This is a genomic window from Asticcacaulis excentricus (assembly GCF_003966695.1).
Classification (GTDB): Bacteria; Pseudomonadota; Alphaproteobacteria; order Caulobacterales; family Caulobacteraceae; genus Asticcacaulis; species Asticcacaulis excentricus_A.
Window position 1 is genome coordinate 233044 of sequence record NZ_AP018828.1, and the last position, 15702, is coordinate 248745.

Here is a 15702-nt window from a genome sequence, read left to right on the forward strand (position 1 = left end):
TGTAATTTTTTCCAGCTTTTCGTGTTTTTCGTGGCCCATTACTTCTTCAATACCGCAACCACATCTTTGGTGTTCAACAACTGCCCCAGCACCACCGGATCGGCACTGTTGCGTCCGTAATAGACATAGAGCGGCACGCCGGAACGCCCGTTCTGGCTGAGGTACTGCGAAATGGCTGCGTCCTGATTGGTCCAGTCGCCGACCATGTACACCGTGCCACTCGATTTCACGGCCTCACGGAAGGTCTGCGTCTCAAACACCAGCCGTTCATTCACCTTGCACGTCACACACCACGCAGCGGTCAGATTGACCAGAACCGGCATATTCTGCGCGCGCAGTTCGGCGATGCGGGCGGTCGAAAAGGCTTCGTGATCGACGGCCACCCGCACCGGCGTATCGGGCTTCTGCACGGCGGCGGTGGCCGCGACGGCCAGCGCCATGACGATGAACACAGGCCGTAAAATACGTGGGCCCTTCGGCCACCACAGGCCGACCGTCAGGAGCGCGCAGGCCAGCCCCAGCGCGAACAGGCCAAGGCCCGACACCTGCTGCGCAAAGACCCAGCCCATCCACAGGGCGGCGGCGTACATGGGAATGGCCAGAATATGCCGCAAGCGGTCCATCCATGGGCCGGGCCGCGGCATACGGTTGGCCACCGCCGGGACGTAGGTGATCAGGAAGGTGAGGGCGACGACCGGCAGGGCAAAGCCCAGCCCCAGCGCGAGGAAGATAGCAAAGCTAACCAGCCCCCCCTGCGCCAGGGCCACGCCGATGGCGGTCGCCATAAAGGGAGCCGTGCACGGGGCGGCGACCACAACCGCCAGCACGCCGGTCAGCAGCGCCGTCACATCGGGATTAGCGACCGACAAACGCCCTCCGGCCAGCGATTGAAGACCCGAACCAACCTCGAACAGGCCCGACATGTTGAGCGCCACGGCCAGCAGCAGCAGCGAGAGACCCGAGGTCACCCACGGTGATTGCAACTGGAAGCCCCAGCCGAGCGCCGAACCGAGCCAGCTCAGCAACCCGCCGAGAGCCGCAAAGGTGAGCAAAACGCCAAGGCCGTAGAACAGCGACTCACGACGACCGGCGGCACCTTCGTGCCCGGCTCTGGCCAGAGCCAGCAGTTTCATCGACATTACCGGGAAGACACACGGCATCAGGTTGAGGATCAGGCCGCCCACGAAGGCCAGACTCATTGCTGCGACCACCCCCATCAGGTTGATCGCGGGGCGGGCCTGCGGCGGTGCACCTAAGCCCCTGGCAGCGGCGGGCGGCGTGCCTTCCGTGGCGCTGATCTGATAGGACCGGCCGGACGTGAAGCGGATCACTGCCTCAAACGGCGCTTCGGGCGTGGCCTTGGTTTTCAGAGAGACCGTAAAGCCCTGCGGCCCCAGTTCGATTGCCTGTTTGGCCGACGGGTCGATCACGCCACCGCTCAGCGGAAACAGATAGGCCCCGCCAGGATGGGCAAAATCGTTAGCGGTGCTGGCATCGCTCGGTGACAACAGGCCGAGCGTCAGCGTATCGCCGGACACCGCATAGGTCGCCTGTGCCTGTACCTTTTGCGGCAAGGCGGCGCGGGCGGCGCTGAAATCGGTGACCGGCTCAGGTTTTGGCGTCACCTTGAGATCGAGCGTCAGACCAACCGTCTCCGGCACGCAGACCTTTTCGCAGACCAGAAAATCGACCTGCGCGCGGATGGGCAGCACGCCATCTTTCAGCACCGAACCGTTGGTGAGCTTGGCCAGCAGCGCGGTTTCGCCGCTATAGCCGAAATTGGTCAGCCCCATATAGGGCTGCACTTCCGGGGTCGGGAAGACCAGTTCCGATACGGTGACGCCGGTGGGCAGGGTCCATGTGACCTTTGGTGCCAGACCTGTATCACCGGGGTTTTGCCAGTAGGTATGCCAGCCCTTGAGCGGCGTGTGCCGGATGGCCAGCCACACCTGCCCGCCCGGCGTCACCGTCGTTTCAGCGATCAGTTCGGTGGTCAGGTGCGCCGTCTTGACCGGCGCGGCCTGAACGGCGGAACCCAGCGCGACGAAGGCAAAAACGAAGGCAAGAAATCGGAACACGCGGGCACCTGGGAGAATTGAACTCTGCCTATATACGACTGAACACCGTGGCTGGCTTGGGAAAATGTATAGATAATTTCCTTTCTGCCAACGGCGAAGAGGTATGATAGGAAGCCGTATGAGCAAGATATTAGTGATCGGTGCGACAAGCCTTGTGGGGCAGAGGCTGCGCGACATCGTGCCGCAGGCCACATTCACCACGCGCAAGCCGAAACAACCGAACGACCTGTTCCTCGACCTGATGCACCCGCAGGCCTTTGAGGGCGAGGGTTTTGCGCATGTGATCGTCACCTCGCCCCTCTGGCTGATCAGCGAGGCCGTGCTGGAGGTGTTATGGGCGCAGGGGATGAAACGGATCGTCGCTTTTTCCTCGACCTCGCGCTTCACAAAGACCTATTCGCCGCAGCCCGAGGAACGCCGCGTCGTCGAACTTTTGAGCGAGGCCGAGGCGCGTATCGAAGCCTTTTGCGCCACGCAAGATGTGGACTGGACGATCCTGCGGCCGACCCTGATCTATGATGAAGGCCGCGATCAGAACATCAGCCGTATCGCGGCGACCATCGACCGGCTGGGCGTCTTTCCGGTCTGCGGGCGGGCGTCAGGCCTGCGGCAGCCGGTCCATGCCCGCGATCTGGCCAAGGCGGCTGTGGGCGTGGTTTCGACCGACGCCACGGCCAACCGCGCCTATGACCTGTCGGGGGGCGAGACGCTCAGCTATTGCGAGATGGTGGCGCGGATTTTCGCCGCCAAAGGCCGCCCGGCGCGAATCCTCAGCCTGCCGGAGTGGGCGTGGCGGCTGGGGTTCGGGGTGCTGGGCGTTCTGCGGCCCGGTTCCGCGCTGAAAGGCAATGTCCATATGGCCTTGCGCATGAATACCGATCTGGTCTTCGATCACTCTGCCGCCACGCGCGATTTCGGCTATGGGCCGGGGATATTCAAGCCGCTATTCACCGCAGGTGAGGGCCCACGCGGGTCTTGAGCAAGGTGATCAGCTCCGGGTCCATATAGGCGTACTCATCCGGAATGTTGAGGCAAATGACCCTGGCCTTGCCAATGTGCTTTTTGAATCTTTGGCTCAACTTGTTACGATGCGCTTTTTCCATGACGAAGATGGTGTCCACACCCTCGAGATGCTCAGGCGTCAATGGCTCGGCGGCGTCATTGCCAAGTCCCGCCGATGACACTTCGAGATTGGGGTACTGTGAAAACACCTGCTCAGCCGTAGGGCTGCGCAGTTTATTGGCTGTACAAAGGAACAGGATGCGTTGCATGGCGTTTCACTTACGCAAGATCGCCTCAGCCGTCCAGACGGCCTGACTGAAGCAGGCCTGAAGCAGGTAGCCGCCGGTCGGGGCCTCCCAATCGAGCATTTCGCCGATGGCGTACACACCGGGCAGGGCCTTCAGTTCGTAATCCGCCGTCAGGGCGTCAAAGCGGATGCCGCCCGCGCTCGATATGGCGCGCGCCAGCCCCTGCGCCCCGGTCAGAGTCAGGGGCACGGCCTTAATCAGGGCCGGGGTGACCGGCTGATCGCCTTCGCGCAGGACGGCGATCTGTGCCGGGGTCAGGTTCAGAGTCTTGCGTAAGCGATTGCTCAGGCTGTCGTTTTTGGCCCCCCGCGACAGGCGGTTGTGGATCTGCGCCTCCGACCATTCGGGCTTGAGGTCAAGCGATGCCACCGCCGCGCCCTTGCGTTCGATGGCGTCGCGCAGGGCGGCCGCAAAGGCGTAGATCAGCCCGCCTTCGACCCCGTCGCGGGTCAGCATCAGCTCGCCCTTGCGTGTGCGGCCATCAAAGGTCAGGGCGACGTTCTTCAGCGGCTCACCGGCGAATTTGTCGCGGATCAGGGCGCTCCAGTCGACGCGAAAGCCCATATTGGCCGGGCGCAGGGGCGCGACGGGCACGCCCTTGTCGCTCAGCAACCGCGTCCAGCCGCCGTCCGAGCCCAGCCGGGGCCAACTGGCCCCGCCCAGCGCCAGCACGGTCACATCGGCTGCGACGCGCACGGTTTGGCCCTGATGCTCGAAGGTCAGGGCTGATCCGTCCCAGCCGGTCCACGTATGGCGCAGATGAAAGCCGACATCCTGCGTCTCCAATCGCGCCAGCCACTGGCGCAGCAGGGGCGAGGCCTTCAACGCCTTGGGGAAGACCCGCCCACTGGTCCCGACAAAGGTGTCGGCCGAAAGCCCGTCGGCCCAGTCGCGCAAGGCCTTGGGCGGAAAGGCTTCGATGGCGGGTTTCAGCGCCGCCGCCTGCGCGCCATAGCGCCCGATAAAGGCCGCCAGAGGTTCGGAATGGGTGAGGTTCAGCCCGCCGCGCCCGGCCATCAGGAACTTACGCGCCACCGACGGCATACGGTCATAGATATCGACCCGCAGGCCCGCGGCGCTGAGGCGTTCGGCCAGCATCAGCCCGGAGGGGCCGGCACCGATCACGGCGATGGAAGGGGAGGTGGTCATACGGCTGTTTAGGCCTATGCTTCGCCTTAAGGCAAGTCGCCGTTTGAGTCTTGCGTTTGATGTGAGCGGAAGGAAAGTCCACCCCACCCCCGTTCGCTGCGCTTACGGTCCCCCTCCTCGCCAGCGGGGAAGTATAGATTTATCTTACTTAAAACTCAAAGAGGATCAATTTCCCTCTTATGGAGCGCGCGCCTATGATGGCGCCACACCGGAGATCGCTCCGCAGGAGGCCCGTCATGCGTCTGATTGCCAAAACCCTGTCCTACGGGACCATTCACGTTCTGGTCGCTTCGACCGTCGCCTTTGTGTTGACCGGAAACTGGGCCATTGCGCTCGGTATCGGTCTGCTGGAGCCGGTGGTGCAGACCCTGGTCTTCCCGCTGCATGAGTATCTGTGGGAGCGCAAGGCCCCGGAAAAGCTGAGCCTATTCCACAGTCATTGAGGGCTTCTTTATTTCGCCCTTATCTTCCGGCATGACTCCTTCATTGCCAGCCACAGAGGTTCGGATTAACCGTCTCTCATCTGTCCTGTTTTTGAGAAGGATTCGCCTGTCATGAAGCGTCTTGTCATTGTGTCGCTGATCGCTCTTCTGCCGGTCCTGTCGGCTTGCAACACCATCAAGGGCGTCGGCCGCGACATTGAATCGGTCGGTGAAGCGCTTGATAAATCAACGCGCTAAGGGCCCGGCTGTTGGCGGTAATCAGTCGTCGGAAAGGTTTGGCGGGTGCCGCGGCTCTGTTTCTGCCGGGAATGGCAAGGGCGCAGGTAAAATCGCCATCCGTGCGCTTCCTTGAAGCGGCACACGCCCAGACGCATCAGCGTGTAACCTATGATCCTGCCTATACCCGAATCCCTTACCCGATGGGGGATGTCCCCCCGGACAAAGGCGTATGCACAGATGTGGTCATCCGCGCCTACCGGGCTATTGGCATCGACCTTCAAAAGCTTGTGCATGAGGATATGCAGGCGCATTTTCGCCTCTATCCCAACCTGTGGGGGCTTAAACAGCCCGATCGCAACATAGATCATCGCCGGGTGCCCAATCTTCAGGTCTTTTTCCAGCGTTTTGGCACGCTTCTGCCGCTGAGCCGTAAGCCCGAAGACTATCGGCCGGGTGACCTTGTGACCTGTCGCGTCATCGGCATACGCCGTCCGCACATCATGATTGTGTCGGATCAACTGGCCTTTCTGAGCCGGAACCGCTATCAGATCATTCACAATATCGGTCGCGGACCGAAGCAGGAAGACCAGTTGTTTATCCATGACCTCACAGGCCACTACCGGTTCCGGATCTGAACGCTATACCCAGCACGGGCTGCGACCTCTGGTGAATTTTCTCCAGCAGGCGCGCACGCATTACCTTGAGCAATACCGCTCATTTATCGAAAATCACCGCATGGCGGGCAATGCCGGTGAGCCTGAGGTGTTGCTGGAGGCGGAAGACGCTGCCCTGTTTGACGGCCTTCTGGTAGCCGATTATCTGATCACCGACGCCGACCCGCGCGTCGTGCGCTTTGAGCCGTCGAGGATGCTGAGCTTCAAGCCGATTACCGTGACGATTACTGGCATGGACATTGTCATCGAGCGCCTGCGCTGGGACGATGTGGTGGTTTTGAGCGACGTGGCCCTGCCGTCAAAGGCCGATCTTCAGGTGTGGTTCGAAGACTGGACCACGCCGCGCGAAGGCGAGGATGAACACCGTGAAGCGCTGGCCAATGTGCTGCACAGCGTCCGCTTCGAAGACGGGCAGTTCCGCATCGACTTCGGTTCGGCCCCACCTAAGGCCGTGATTGACCTCTTCCTGTTGCTGAATGAATCCGGCGCAAAGTCGGTGCGGCTGGTTTGAAACTATTATCCACGAAAGCGTGTTTCCTGGCCGAAATCCCTTATTTTTTACGCACGTCGATCTCATCGACCAGACGCTTGACCTGAGCTTCGATAAAGCTCAGCGTGCCTTCGTCGGTAAACACGCCGTCGGTAGTCTTTTTGTCGATAAAGGGCACGACCACCTCGGCGCCGCCCAGCGGATACGCGCCAATGGCCGCCAAAGTGCCGCGAATCTGCGATTGCGCCCGCACCCCGCCGGTTGAGGCCGGTGAGGTGGTTATAATCAGCGCCGGCTTTCCCGCCAGCGCCGCCTTGCCATAGGGACGCGACAGCCAGTCAATGAGGTTCTTGATGGACCCCGGCATGGCGTAGTTATATTCCGGGCTGCCGATCAGAACGCCGTCCGCCGCCTGAACCTGCGCCCGCAGACGCGCCACGCCTTCCGGATAGGGCTCGACGTCAAGGTCCTGATTATAGACGGGAATATCGGCGACTTCGGCGACTTCGATTTCGACACCGGCCGGGGCATTGGCCGCCAGGGTGCGCAGCAGGGCCGTCGTGTAGGACGCTTTGCGCAGCGAACCGGAAATGGCGATAAGCTTCGGGCTGGACATGGCAGTACCTCGCGTGATCTGTAATGTAGTTAGCTACACATAGGCCGGGCCTGACGGGGCTGCAACCCTGATCGGGATAATAGCTTGCACCCGGCTGATGAAAAGGCGCAAGCTGTCTGCCTGCTGAACGAGGTCCTATGTCCGCGCATTCCCATCATCACGATCATGATCATGGCCCTCACGATCATGGGCACGATCATCACGGCCACAGCCACGACATAGGCCCGGCGACCGATCCCGCCTATCGCCGGGCCCTGTGGTGGGTGATGGCCATCAATGCCGTGATGTTCTTCGTCGAAATCGGGGCCGGCCTGCAAAGCCAGTCGAAAGCGCTGCTGGCCGATTCGCTCGACTTTGCCGGGGACGCGGCCAATATCGCCCTGAGTCTGTTTGTGCTGACGGCGGCGGTCAGGGTGCGGGCCAAGGCGTCGCTGCTCAAGGCGGCCAGCATGTTCGGGTTCGCCTTGTGGATCATGGGCACGACCCTGTGGCAGGTCTATACGGGGGATGTGCCGCGCGCCGAGGTGATGGGCCTGATCAGTCTTCTGGCGGTCGCGGCCAATGTCGGCTCGGCGCTGCTGCTGTGGAAGTACCGCGAAGGCGATTCCAACGTGATGTCGGTGTGGCTGTGTACGCGCAACGACGCCATTGGCAATCTGATGGTGCTGGGGGCGGCGGTCGGTGTGTATTTCACGCAGAATACGCTGCCCGACGCCATTGTGGCCCTGATTATGGTGGCCATGGGCCTTCAGGCGGCGGTGCGTATCACGGAACGGGCCTGGGCGGAATTGAAGGGGTAGATCAGAGGCCCAGACCCCGCAAACGCGCGCGCAGTTGCGGCACGATTTCACCTTCGAACCACGGGTGACGGCTCAGCCACAGGCGGTTACGCGGCGAGGGGTGCACCAGCGGAAAAAACGCGCCGTACTGATCCGCCTGCCGCACCCGCTCGGTCAGGCTGAGACGATCCGCCAAATAATAGCCCTGCGCATAGGCCCCGATCAGCAGGGTCAGTTCGATATGCGGTAAGGTCTGCCGCACCCGTGCGTGCCACAGGGGGGCGCATTCCGGGCGCGGGGGATTGTCGCCGCTCTTTCCCCGTCCGGGATAGCACAGGCCCATCGGCAGGATGGCGAAGCGGCTCTGGTCATAGAAGGCCTCCGGTGTCACCTGCATCCAGTCGCGCAGGCGCTGACCCGACGCATCGTCCCACGGAATGCCCGAGGCGTGGACCTTCGTGCCCGGTGCCTGACCGACGATCAGCACGCGCGCGGCGGGGTCGGCGGCACGCAGCACCGGCCGTGGCCCCAAAGGCAGGTGCGCTTCGCACACCCGGCAGGCGGCAATGTCGTCGAGCAGGCTCAAAACAGCGTGTCCTGCACCGGGGCGGCGTCATCATCGACAATATCGAACAGGTCATCGGGCGGCACGGCCGGATCGAAGAGGCTATTGTCGAGCCAGCCCTGCCATTGCCGACGCCCGACCATCACCGGTTCGCGGTCATGCAAGGCAGCCATCTGGGCACGCGCCGGGCGGGTCAGTATGGTGAAGGTGTCGCCTTCCCACAGCCCGGCCAGCACCAGCGGCTCGCCATCGCGGCGCGTGATGCGGTGGCGGCGACCCTGATGCCATTCATAAAAACCGGCCACCGGCACGAGCGCGTGACGCCGGGCAAAGGCGTCGCGGAAGGTCGGCTTTTCGGCTGCGGTTTCGATACGCGCATTGAAGGTCGCGGCTTTCGGCGTCGCCTTCGCCCAGCCGGGGATCAGCCCCCAGCGCGCGTGCATCAGGCGCGGTCCGGCGGTGACGATGGGGTAGGCGTCGGTGGGCTTCACCACATCGTTGAGTACCTCAGCCACAGCCTCATCGGTCATGCCGAGGCTGATCAGAAAGTCGCGCCACGCTTTCAGGGCCAGGAATTGTCCGCACATGGGATCAGTATAGAGGGCCGCACGCCCGAAACAAGACTCGCGCCGCGCATCGTTTTTCGTTAGGGAGGGCGGCATGTCTGCACCCTTTACCCGCATCTATGACGGCGCTGAGCCGATCCGCCTCAACAAATGGCTGGCGCAATCGGGCGTCTGTTCGCGACGCGAAGCCGACGCCTTTATCGCCGACGGGCTGGTCAGCGTCGAGGGCGAGGTGGTGCGCGATGCGGGGCGCAAGGTCGAGGCGGGGCAGAGCGTCAGCTTCAATCCGCAGGCGCAGGCCTCGCTCGATGCCAAGCTGACGGTGGTCTATCATAAGCCGGTGGGCATTGTGTCGGGGCAGCCCGAAGCGGGTGAGACTCCGGCGGTGCGTATGATCCGCCGCCCGAACCACTGGGGGCAGCTTACCCAATGGCCTAATCAGGACTCCAAGCTGGCGCCGGTCGGGCGGCTGGATAAGGACTCGCGCGGGCTTTTGATCCTGTCGGAGGACGGCGTCCTGGCCAAGGCGATTATCGGGCCGGACAGCGAGCTGGAGAAGGACTATACGGTGCGCGTGCGCGGGCCCATTTTTGAGGCCAAGTTGAAATGGCTGAGGCACGGGCTGGAGCTGGACGGGCGCAAACTGAAACCCGCCGTGGTCGAGCAGGTGGGGGAGCAGACCCTGCGCTTTATCCTGAAGGAAGGCCGCAACCGTCAGATCCGCCGCATGTGCGACATGTGCGAACTGCGGGTTCTCGACCTCTACCGCTCGCGCATCGGGCCGGTGGAGATCGGCGACCTGCCCGAAGGCCAGTGGCGGCTGCTGACGCCGCAGGAGCGGGCGGCCTTGCTGCGTGGGTGACGTTCTCTACAGGCTCCAAAAATATCGCCGCTGTTTTTTGATCACTTGAGCATTACAGATTCAGCACTTCGGCTTGTGTCGATACGCCCATCGAGTCACAATACCAACCGCAAGGACATGGGGGTGCTGTTCGATATGATTATTTCAAAATGTTCATACATAAAATTAATTGTAGCTCTGCCCTTTTTTAGTCTGTTGGCGTTTACATGGCCTGTTTTGTCTTTTTATCAATTTGTACTGGGAGTGAAATTTATCAATCAATCAAAGGAATTTTCCCTTATAATTCTCTCAATAATCAGTTTGTACCCAATCTGGGTTTTCACTTTGATTTTGATAAGGGCCTCAATATATGGGGGTGCATTTCTATTTTTGAAAAATGGAAAAATTTGCTATTTGAGTCAATTATTCAAAAGTTTTTCTATATCAGATATTAAATCGGTTTCCGTTAAAGTATTTAATTATGGCTTTTATAAGCAAAACTCTATAAAAATTGAGCTTGAGTCTGGAAAGGTGAAATATATTCCGGCTTCTATTCTCAGGGATAAGCCGATTGTTATTTCTAACAAAATAAGCGAAATATTATCGAGCCATTAGGGATCGGCGAACCGCCCGCCGGAGGCGCTTTCGGTTACTTCGCTGCCCGGAAGCAGCTTGCCACGTGGTCATCGACCAGACCGACGGCCTGCATATAGGCGTAGAGGATGGTGGAGCCGACAAAGCTCATGCCGCGCTTTTTGAGGTCTTTCGACAGGGCGTCGGACACGGGCGTTGAGGCGGGCACATCGCGCAGGGTTTGCGGGCGGTTGCGCTGCGGCTGCCCCCCGACAAAGCCCCACAGATAGGCGTCGAATGACCCGAACTCTTTTTGAATGGCCATAAAGGCGCGGGCGTTTTTACGCACCGATGCGATTTTGAGGCGGTTGCGGATAATGCCGTCGTCGTGCATCCGCGCCTCTAACTCTTCGTCGCTCAGCGCGGCGCAGGCGGCGACGTCGAAGTGTTTGAAGGCGGCACGGTAGGCGTCGCGGCGTTTGAGGATGGTTTCCCAGTTGAGCCCGGCCTGTGCGCCTTCAAGGATCAGCATTTCAAACAGCAGACGGTCGTCGTGGACCGGCACGCCCCATTCGTGGTCGTGGTAATGCACATAGTGGGGCTTGCTTTCGTTGACCCAGCCGCAGCGTGTCCGTCCGTCGCTCATTATGGTCTCCTCCTGAGCGCATGCCAAAACGTGTGAAACGGTTTTTGGACTCACATGCGCGATCAAACACAAGATCAGCGCAGGTTTAGCCCATTTGGCGCGTATTAGTGTCAGCATAAGCGCGACCTCGCCCGTAAATCCGCAAAACTTTTGCAGGCAATGTGGACTTTGAGTCATGGCCCTCATTTCCGGTCCTTATGCAGCCCTGACAAATGCCGAGGCCCAACACATGCCGGACTTATGCGCGGCGATGCGTCACCGGTCGCTGTTCGCGCAAATGCGGCCCGGCACGCGGAAAATTGTCTTCACAGGACAAGGTCTTAAGCGACATGCGCGACGCGCTGCGGCCATCGCGCGGCGCAAGTGCGGCGGTGCGCGGGCGATTACGGCCAAAGCGTGTTTTACCCGAAGGTGACACGCGCAGGGCGTGCTTCCCGATGGTTTACTTACCCCCCGACCCGTAGCCTGAAACTCAGCCGGGGCGCTGTTGAGCCACACAGCTTGAACGCCCAGCACGCAGGCTTTGTTACTGCAAAGTCACCGGCTGGTCTTTCTGTTCGCACCGGATGCGCGGATGGAAAGCGCCACGGACACACATTCAACCGGAACCGAAAGGAACCCCACCATGACCCGCTTTAACCTGACGACCAAGATCGCCGCCTTCGCCATTGCCGGTGCTGCCCTCTCCATCACCCCGGCCCTGGCGCAGACCGCGCCTTCGACTTCCCAACCTTCGACTTCCCAACCTTCGACTTCAATGCCTTCGACCGACGCGACCGCGACCGCCGAAGCGCCGGCCGCCTCCACCACCCTGACCGGCAAGATCGCCGCCGCGGGTCAGAAGGCCGGCACCTTCACGCTTCAGGTTGGCGAAGCCCCTTCGGCCAAGGAAATCGCCGTTGACGCTTCGGCCGCGACCTCTGACGGTCAGCCCTTCGCCATCGGTGATGAAGTGACGGTGACGGGTACGCTGAGCGCCGATCAGACGGCCCTGAAGGCCTCTACACTGGCCAAGTCGGGCGCTTCGGCGACCTCGGCCCCGGTGGACTCGTCGGCTTCGGATATGTCGGCCTCGCCGTCCACCGAACCGGCTCCGGCCACTGAACCGGCCAGCAAGCCGGTTCAGTAAACCACTTAGAGCCATTCGTCGGCTAAGTTGAGCCGCCGAATGGCTCTAATTATTTCTAACGCCTCATGCCGAAAAGTGGTGTCCACTTTTCGGCATGAGGCTCTAGCTTAACCGGTGCCCCGTGTGGGCATCGGTCAGCCCCGCCACCCCCACGGGCACTGAGGGCAGAAACGAAAGCCCCGTCCGGTTACGCACCGGGCGGGGCTTTTTGATGTGTCGAGAGGCGGTGCGGTTGACCACACGAATGGTGTTAGGGCCGACTGATTCCTGTAGAAATCATTCCGCCCTAAAAATGCCGGTTGACCGAAAGCCAAAACGTACGCGGCCTTAGCGGCGTATTCTGTGATGCGGTGTCCAGCGCGAAGGGATTACCATAGGCAAAGCTGTTGCTCTTGTTGCCCGTCGCATTGGTGACGCGAAGGGCGACCGTATAGGGCCCCAGATCGGCGCTGCTGCTGAGGTCGAGATTGGTGTAGCCCTTCATGCGGATCACCCGCGTGATACCGTAGTTGAGCGGAGAGCCGTCGCGATACGATAGCACCGCCGTATTTTCGAGCGGCAGTCGCCACAGTCGCCGTCGCCACTGGGTGGTGAGACTGACCATGTGCGGCGAAATATAGGGCATCCCTTCTTCCAGCACCTTGGGATAGAGGGGATTGGTCTTATACAGGTTGGGATCGCTGAACTGCGCGCGTAACTGCACCGCCAGGGTGTCGCGCGGCCGCCAGCCGCCTTCGATTTCAAGGCCGGTGTTCCGCGCATCGCCAATATTGAGCGTCACGGGCAGGCCGGTAGCGCGTAACTGATCCGACTGAATATCGCGCCATTCGATATGATAGAGGGCGGCATCGACCCGCAGTCGGCCACCCGGGGCACGGTATTTCATGCCCGCCTCGATACTGTGCAGGCGGTCGCCCTGATAGGTGGCGGGGATAATGGTCTTCTGTGCCGTGGTGGTATTGAAACCCCCGGTGCGGAACCCGTCCGACGACAGGGCGTACAGCATCAAAGTGCTCGAGGGCTGATAGCTCAGCATCAGTTCGTGCGTCACCGGGGTCGCGTTGATGACGCCGGTAATGCGGCCCGACGGGGCATAGTCCACAAGGCGCACTCGGGCAATGTCGCTCAGCGTGCGGTGACGCGATCTTTGCGCCCGCAAGCCCGCCGAGAGTGACCATTTGGGCGCAAAATCCCAGGTGACCTTGGCAAAGGCGGCCAGGTCGTCGATGCGGTCGGAGCGGTCCTCATCATAGAGGGTGCGCCGCGTAAAGACGTCGATCAGCAGGGGGGTGAAGCTTTCTTCGCTTCGGGCCGCAAACACCCCGGCCAGCCAGCGCAGCGGACGGTCGGGCGGCGACACGTAACTGGCTTCGACACTGGACAGGCGAATGGTCTGGTCTTCCTCGAAAAAGAGGACGCCCGAATTGGGGATGGTGACGTAGCGCCCGATCGGTTGCGCGTCATAGCCGGAGTGAATCTTGTGACGCAGGCGGTTGAGCGCCAGCCGCCACGTCCCTGAAGGCGTTTCGCGCGTCACGCCGATCGCCAGGTTCTGAAAGATATTGTCGTGCGGTTCGGCCAGAGACAGGGCGCGGCGGTACGGGCCCATGCGCCCCACCACGTACTGGCTGTTGGACGATCGCAGATCCTGCACGGTCAGGGTCGAATCGAGCGTCAGGGTAGGGGTCGCCTGCCATTTGAACGAAAAGCGTCCGCCGGAACGTTCGGTATCGTTGCTGGCGTTTTTAGTCAGCGCCTCATCCTTGATAAATCCGGCCGATTTTTCGTCCCACACGACGGCGCGCAGGGCGGCGTCGCCCGGCAGGGGTAGGTTGATCATGCCGGTGGTGCGCCAAGACGGCTTGCCCTCAGAGGCGGTGCCGAGCGCGACTCCGGCTTCGGCTTCGAAATGACCGAGTTGTGGCTTGTTAGTGACCAGTCGCACAACGCCGGACAGCGCGCCCTGACCATACAGATTGCCCTGCGGCCCCTTAAGGACTTCGAGGCGCGCCATATCGACCAGCAGCAGGTCAGGGTCCGGCGCATTGTAGGTGATGGGGGTGTCGTCGAGATAGAGGCCGACCATCGACTGGGTGCGCCCGGTCAGCACGCTGTCGGACACGCCACGCAGGAAGATCTTGTCACGACCAGGGCCCAGATTGGTCACCGTCATGCCGGACACGTGCGCGGCCAGGCTCGACAGGTCGGTATCATTGCCGGACAAAAGCGGCGGGGCCACCAAACTGATCCCGGCGGGGGTGTCAAACATACGGCTGGGGTGGCGGACCACGATCAGCGGAATATCGTCGGTGGACGGCAGCGGCGTGGGGCGAACCGCCGGGCGGGGCTGTGTGGGGCGCGTCTCACGCACCAGCCTGAAGGTTACCGCATCGACGCGCTCGACGCGGCAGCGGCTGCCCAGGACCAGCTTTCGCAGGGCCGTATGTGCGGAAAAGCGGCCTTTCAGGGGGCGCGCGGACGCGTCGCATTGCGCCGGATCGACCCCACCGACGGAAATACCGCTGCGAGCCGCCAGTGTGATCAGGGCTTGCGGCAGGGGTGCGGCGGGGAGGTTGAAATCGTAGGCACGATCAGCCGCCCGTGCAACGGGCGCGCAAAGCAGAGACGTGCAGAAACTAACGGTCAGAAGCCCGGCGGCGAAGATAGATGGCGTCTGGCGTCGTGCGGGCATCGACCGGTAGGAACTCAGCTATACGCCCGGCAACCGCGGTCTGCGAATCGAGGGTCAGGATGGCGTTCAGCCTCAACTGCGCGGCGTCGCCTTCGACGATGATCGGTTTTTCGAAGTACCGGTTCAGGTCGGCGGCCACGGCGGACAGCGGCTGATTGCGATAGATAGCACGGGATGATTGCCACGCAAAGGCCTCCGCCGGATCGACCTTGGCCAGTTGGCGCGTGCCCGACGCTTCGCGGTAGGTGCCCAGATCACCGGGCAGCAGGCGCGAGGCGGCGTTGTGGTCGGCCATTTCGACCTCGCCTTCGCGCACAGCGACGCGCACCTCGCCATTGAGGCGGGCGACGTTGAATTCGGTGCCGATGTCAGTAAGGGTCAGTTTGCCGGTCAGCAGACGAAACGGCTGATCGGCCTTGTGCGCCACTATGACGGCCACTTCGCCCTTGTCCAGCGTGACGGTGCGCGCCTTGGGCGTCATCTTCACCGACAGGTGGGTGTCGGTATTGAGCCTCAGTTGCGTCCCGTCGGCCAGGGTGACGGTCTGGCGCTCACCCTTATGCGTGGCGTAGGTCTGAACCGGCGACAGCGCGCCCGAAGCCAGCAGGAAGACGCCTGCGGCGACGGCGGCCAGACCGCTGACGCCCATAGCCATCAGGCCGAAGCGGCGCGTCGGATGGCGCGGTGTCAGGGGCCGTACAGCCGGTGTTGGCGTATGAGCGGGCTCCGCCGCCTCCAGATCGCCCCACAGGGTCAGGGCTTCGGCATAGGCGTGGGCATGGCGCGGCGACGCATCGAGCCAGTCGGTCAGGGCGATGATGTCGCGCTCGCTGATCACGCCCGATTGCGCCCGGATTACCCAGTCGGCCGCCTCAGCTTCGATTTTCGCGTCGATGTCCGACATGGTTTGTGGCCTCTCTGACCAGATGACA

17 protein-coding genes are annotated in these 15702 nt (G+C 61.8%); 8 read left to right on the top strand and 9 right to left on the bottom strand.

Going from position 1 to position 15702, the window contains the following annotated elements:
- Positions 1-38: 38 nt before the first annotated feature.
- Entirely contained in the window at positions 39-2078 is a 2040-nt protein-coding gene (locus EM6_RS12105; RefSeq protein WP_232037164.1) for a protein-disulfide reductase DsbD family protein, read from the bottom strand.
- A gap of 118 nt (positions 2079-2196) precedes the next feature.
- Here EM6_RS12105 and EM6_RS12110 point away from each other — a divergent pair, with 118 nt between their 5' ends.
- Complete coding sequence (locus tag EM6_RS12110) at positions 2197-3057, top strand: NAD(P)H-binding protein (protein ID WP_126423374.1); 861 nt, start codon at positions 2197-2199, stop codon at positions 3055-3057.
- On the opposite strand, the gene EM6_RS12115 is transcribed toward EM6_RS12110, so the two are convergent.
- Both EM6_RS12115 and EM6_RS12120 read right to left on the bottom strand, forming a co-directional pair.
- The gene (locus EM6_RS12115; protein ID WP_126423376.1) at positions 3026-3349 is read right to left on the bottom strand and encodes a low molecular weight protein tyrosine phosphatase family protein; all 324 of its coding nucleotides are present in this window, start codon (positions 3347-3349) and stop codon (positions 3026-3028) included. The genes EM6_RS12110 and EM6_RS12115 overlap by 32 nt on opposite strands.
- 6 nt (positions 3350-3355) lie before the next feature.
- The gene (locus EM6_RS12120; protein WP_126423378.1) at positions 3356-4537 is read right to left on the bottom strand and encodes a TIGR03862 family flavoprotein; all 1182 of its coding nucleotides are present in this window, start codon (positions 4535-4537) and stop codon (positions 3356-3358) included.
- Positions 4538-4773: 236 nt separating this feature from the next.
- Between EM6_RS12120 and EM6_RS12125 the strand changes: the two genes are divergently transcribed.
- The 4 genes from EM6_RS12125 to EM6_RS12140 all read left to right on the top strand — a co-directional run bounded on the left by EM6_RS12125 (position 4774) and on the right by EM6_RS12140 (position 6384).
- On the top strand, positions 4774-4980 hold the full coding sequence (locus EM6_RS12125; protein WP_126423380.1) for a DUF2061 domain-containing protein: 207 nt from the start codon (positions 4774-4776) through the stop codon (positions 4978-4980).
- A 111-nt stretch (positions 4981-5091) separates the two neighbouring features.
- On the top strand, positions 5092-5217 hold the full coding sequence (locus EM6_RS12130; protein WP_126423382.1) for an entericidin A/B family lipoprotein: 126 nt from the start codon (positions 5092-5094) through the stop codon (positions 5215-5217).
- Between the two features lie 101 nt (positions 5218-5318).
- Positions 5319-5834 carry a DUF1287 domain-containing protein gene (locus tag EM6_RS12135; RefSeq protein ID WP_232037165.1) on the top strand — a complete coding sequence of 172 codons (516 nt, stop codon included), beginning with the start codon at positions 5319-5321 and terminating at the stop codon, positions 5832-5834.
- Complete coding sequence (locus EM6_RS12140) at positions 5800-6384, top strand: hypothetical protein (protein ID WP_126423386.1); 585 nt, start codon at positions 5800-5802, stop codon at positions 6382-6384. The genes EM6_RS12135 and EM6_RS12140 overlap by 35 nt, the downstream gene beginning before the upstream one ends.
- A gap of 40 nt (positions 6385-6424) precedes the next feature.
- Here EM6_RS12140 and EM6_RS12145 read toward each other — a convergent pair whose 3' ends face one another.
- Positions 6425-6979, bottom strand: coding sequence for an NADPH-dependent FMN reductase (locus tag EM6_RS12145; protein ID WP_126423388.1), 555 nt, complete (start codon positions 6977-6979; stop codon positions 6425-6427).
- A gap of 137 nt (positions 6980-7116) precedes the next feature.
- Between EM6_RS12145 and EM6_RS12150 the strand changes: the two genes are divergently transcribed.
- Positions 7117-7779 carry a cation transporter gene (locus EM6_RS12150; RefSeq protein ID WP_126423390.1) on the top strand — a complete coding sequence of 221 codons (663 nt, stop codon included), beginning with the start codon at positions 7117-7119 and terminating at the stop codon, positions 7777-7779.
- 1 nt (position 7780) lies between these two features.
- Here the strand turns inward: EM6_RS12150 and EM6_RS12155 are convergent, their stop codons facing one another.
- Positions 7781-8344, bottom strand: a complete 564-nt coding sequence (locus tag EM6_RS12155) for a uracil-DNA glycosylase family protein (protein WP_126423392.1) — start codon at positions 8342-8344, stop codon at positions 7781-7783.
- Positions 8341-8985, bottom strand: coding sequence for an SOS response-associated peptidase (locus tag EM6_RS12160; protein WP_197723654.1), 645 nt, complete (start codon positions 8983-8985; stop codon positions 8341-8343). Before EM6_RS12160 ends, EM6_RS12155 begins: the two co-directional genes overlap by 4 nt.
- On the opposite strand from EM6_RS12160, the gene EM6_RS12165 reads away from it, so the two are divergent.
- Positions 8984-9751 carry a pseudouridine synthase gene (locus EM6_RS12165; RefSeq protein ID WP_126423394.1) on the top strand — a complete coding sequence of 256 codons (768 nt, stop codon included), beginning with the start codon at positions 8984-8986 and terminating at the stop codon, positions 9749-9751. The genes EM6_RS12160 and EM6_RS12165 overlap by 2 nt on opposite strands.
- A 628-nt stretch (positions 9752-10379) precedes the next feature.
- On the opposite strand, the gene EM6_RS12170 is transcribed toward EM6_RS12165, so the two are convergent.
- Positions 10380-10949 carry a DNA-3-methyladenine glycosylase I gene (locus EM6_RS12170; protein ID WP_126423396.1) on the bottom strand — a complete coding sequence of 190 codons (570 nt, stop codon included), beginning with the start codon at positions 10947-10949 and terminating at the stop codon, positions 10380-10382.
- A gap of 625 nt (positions 10950-11574) precedes the next feature.
- On the opposite strand from EM6_RS12170, the gene EM6_RS12175 reads away from it, so the two are divergent.
- A complete protein-coding gene (locus tag EM6_RS12175) occupies positions 11575-12078 on the top strand; it encodes a hypothetical protein (protein ID WP_126423398.1) in 504 nt (167 codons plus the stop codon).
- A 286-nt stretch (positions 12079-12364) separates the two neighbouring features.
- On the opposite strand, the gene EM6_RS12180 is transcribed toward EM6_RS12175, so the two are convergent.
- Positions 12365-14770, bottom strand: a complete 2406-nt coding sequence (locus tag EM6_RS12180; RefSeq protein ID WP_126423400.1) for a TonB-dependent receptor — start codon at positions 14768-14770, stop codon at positions 12365-12367.
- Positions 14715-15674 (bottom strand): FecR family protein, encoded by a 960-nt coding sequence (locus tag EM6_RS12185; protein ID WP_126423402.1) that lies wholly within the window; start codon positions 15672-15674, stop codon positions 14715-14717. The genes EM6_RS12180 and EM6_RS12185 overlap by 56 nt, the downstream gene beginning before the upstream one ends.
- Between the last annotated feature and the right edge of the window lie 28 nt (positions 15675-15702).

Coding starts and splice junctions, on each gene's coding strand:
- EM6_RS12115 (WP_126423376.1), bottom strand. CDS start 3,349: ATGCAACGCATCCTGTTCCTTTGTACAGCCAATAAACTGCGCAGCCCT.
- EM6_RS12145 (WP_126423388.1), bottom strand. CDS start 6,979: ATGTCCAGCCCGAAGCTTATCGCCATTTCCGGTTCGCTGCGCAAAGCG.
- EM6_RS12160 (WP_197723654.1), bottom strand. CDS start 8,985: ATGCCGCCCTCCCTAACGAAAAACGATGCGCGGCGCGAGTCTTGTTTC.
- EM6_RS12120 (WP_126423378.1), bottom strand. CDS start 4,537: ATGACCACCTCCCCTTCCATCGCCGTGATCGGTGCCGGCCCCTCCGGG.
- EM6_RS12180 (WP_126423400.1), bottom strand. CDS start 14,770: ATGCCCGCACGACGCCAGACGCCATCTATCTTCGCCGCCGGGCTTCTG.
- EM6_RS12125 (WP_126423380.1), top strand. CDS start 4,774: ATGCGTCTGATTGCCAAAACCCTGTCCTACGGGACCATTCACGTTCTG.
- EM6_RS12165 (WP_126423394.1), top strand. CDS start 8,984: ATGTCTGCACCCTTTACCCGCATCTATGACGGCGCTGAGCCGATCCGC.
- EM6_RS12185 (WP_126423402.1), bottom strand. CDS start 15,674: ATGTCGGACATCGACGCGAAAATCGAAGCTGAGGCGGCCGACTGGGTA.
- EM6_RS12140 (WP_126423386.1), top strand. CDS start 5,800: ATGACCTCACAGGCCACTACCGGTTCCGGATCTGAACGCTATACCCAG.
- EM6_RS12150 (WP_126423390.1), top strand. CDS start 7,117: ATGTCCGCGCATTCCCATCATCACGATCATGATCATGGCCCTCACGAT.
- EM6_RS12130 (WP_126423382.1), top strand. CDS start 5,092: ATGAAGCGTCTTGTCATTGTGTCGCTGATCGCTCTTCTGCCGGTCCTG.
- EM6_RS12110 (WP_126423374.1), top strand. CDS start 2,197: ATGAGCAAGATATTAGTGATCGGTGCGACAAGCCTTGTGGGGCAGAGG.
- EM6_RS12170 (WP_126423396.1), bottom strand. CDS start 10,949: ATGAGCGACGGACGGACACGCTGCGGCTGGGTCAACGAAAGCAAGCCC.
- EM6_RS12175 (WP_126423398.1), top strand. CDS start 11,575: ATGACCCGCTTTAACCTGACGACCAAGATCGCCGCCTTCGCCATTGCC.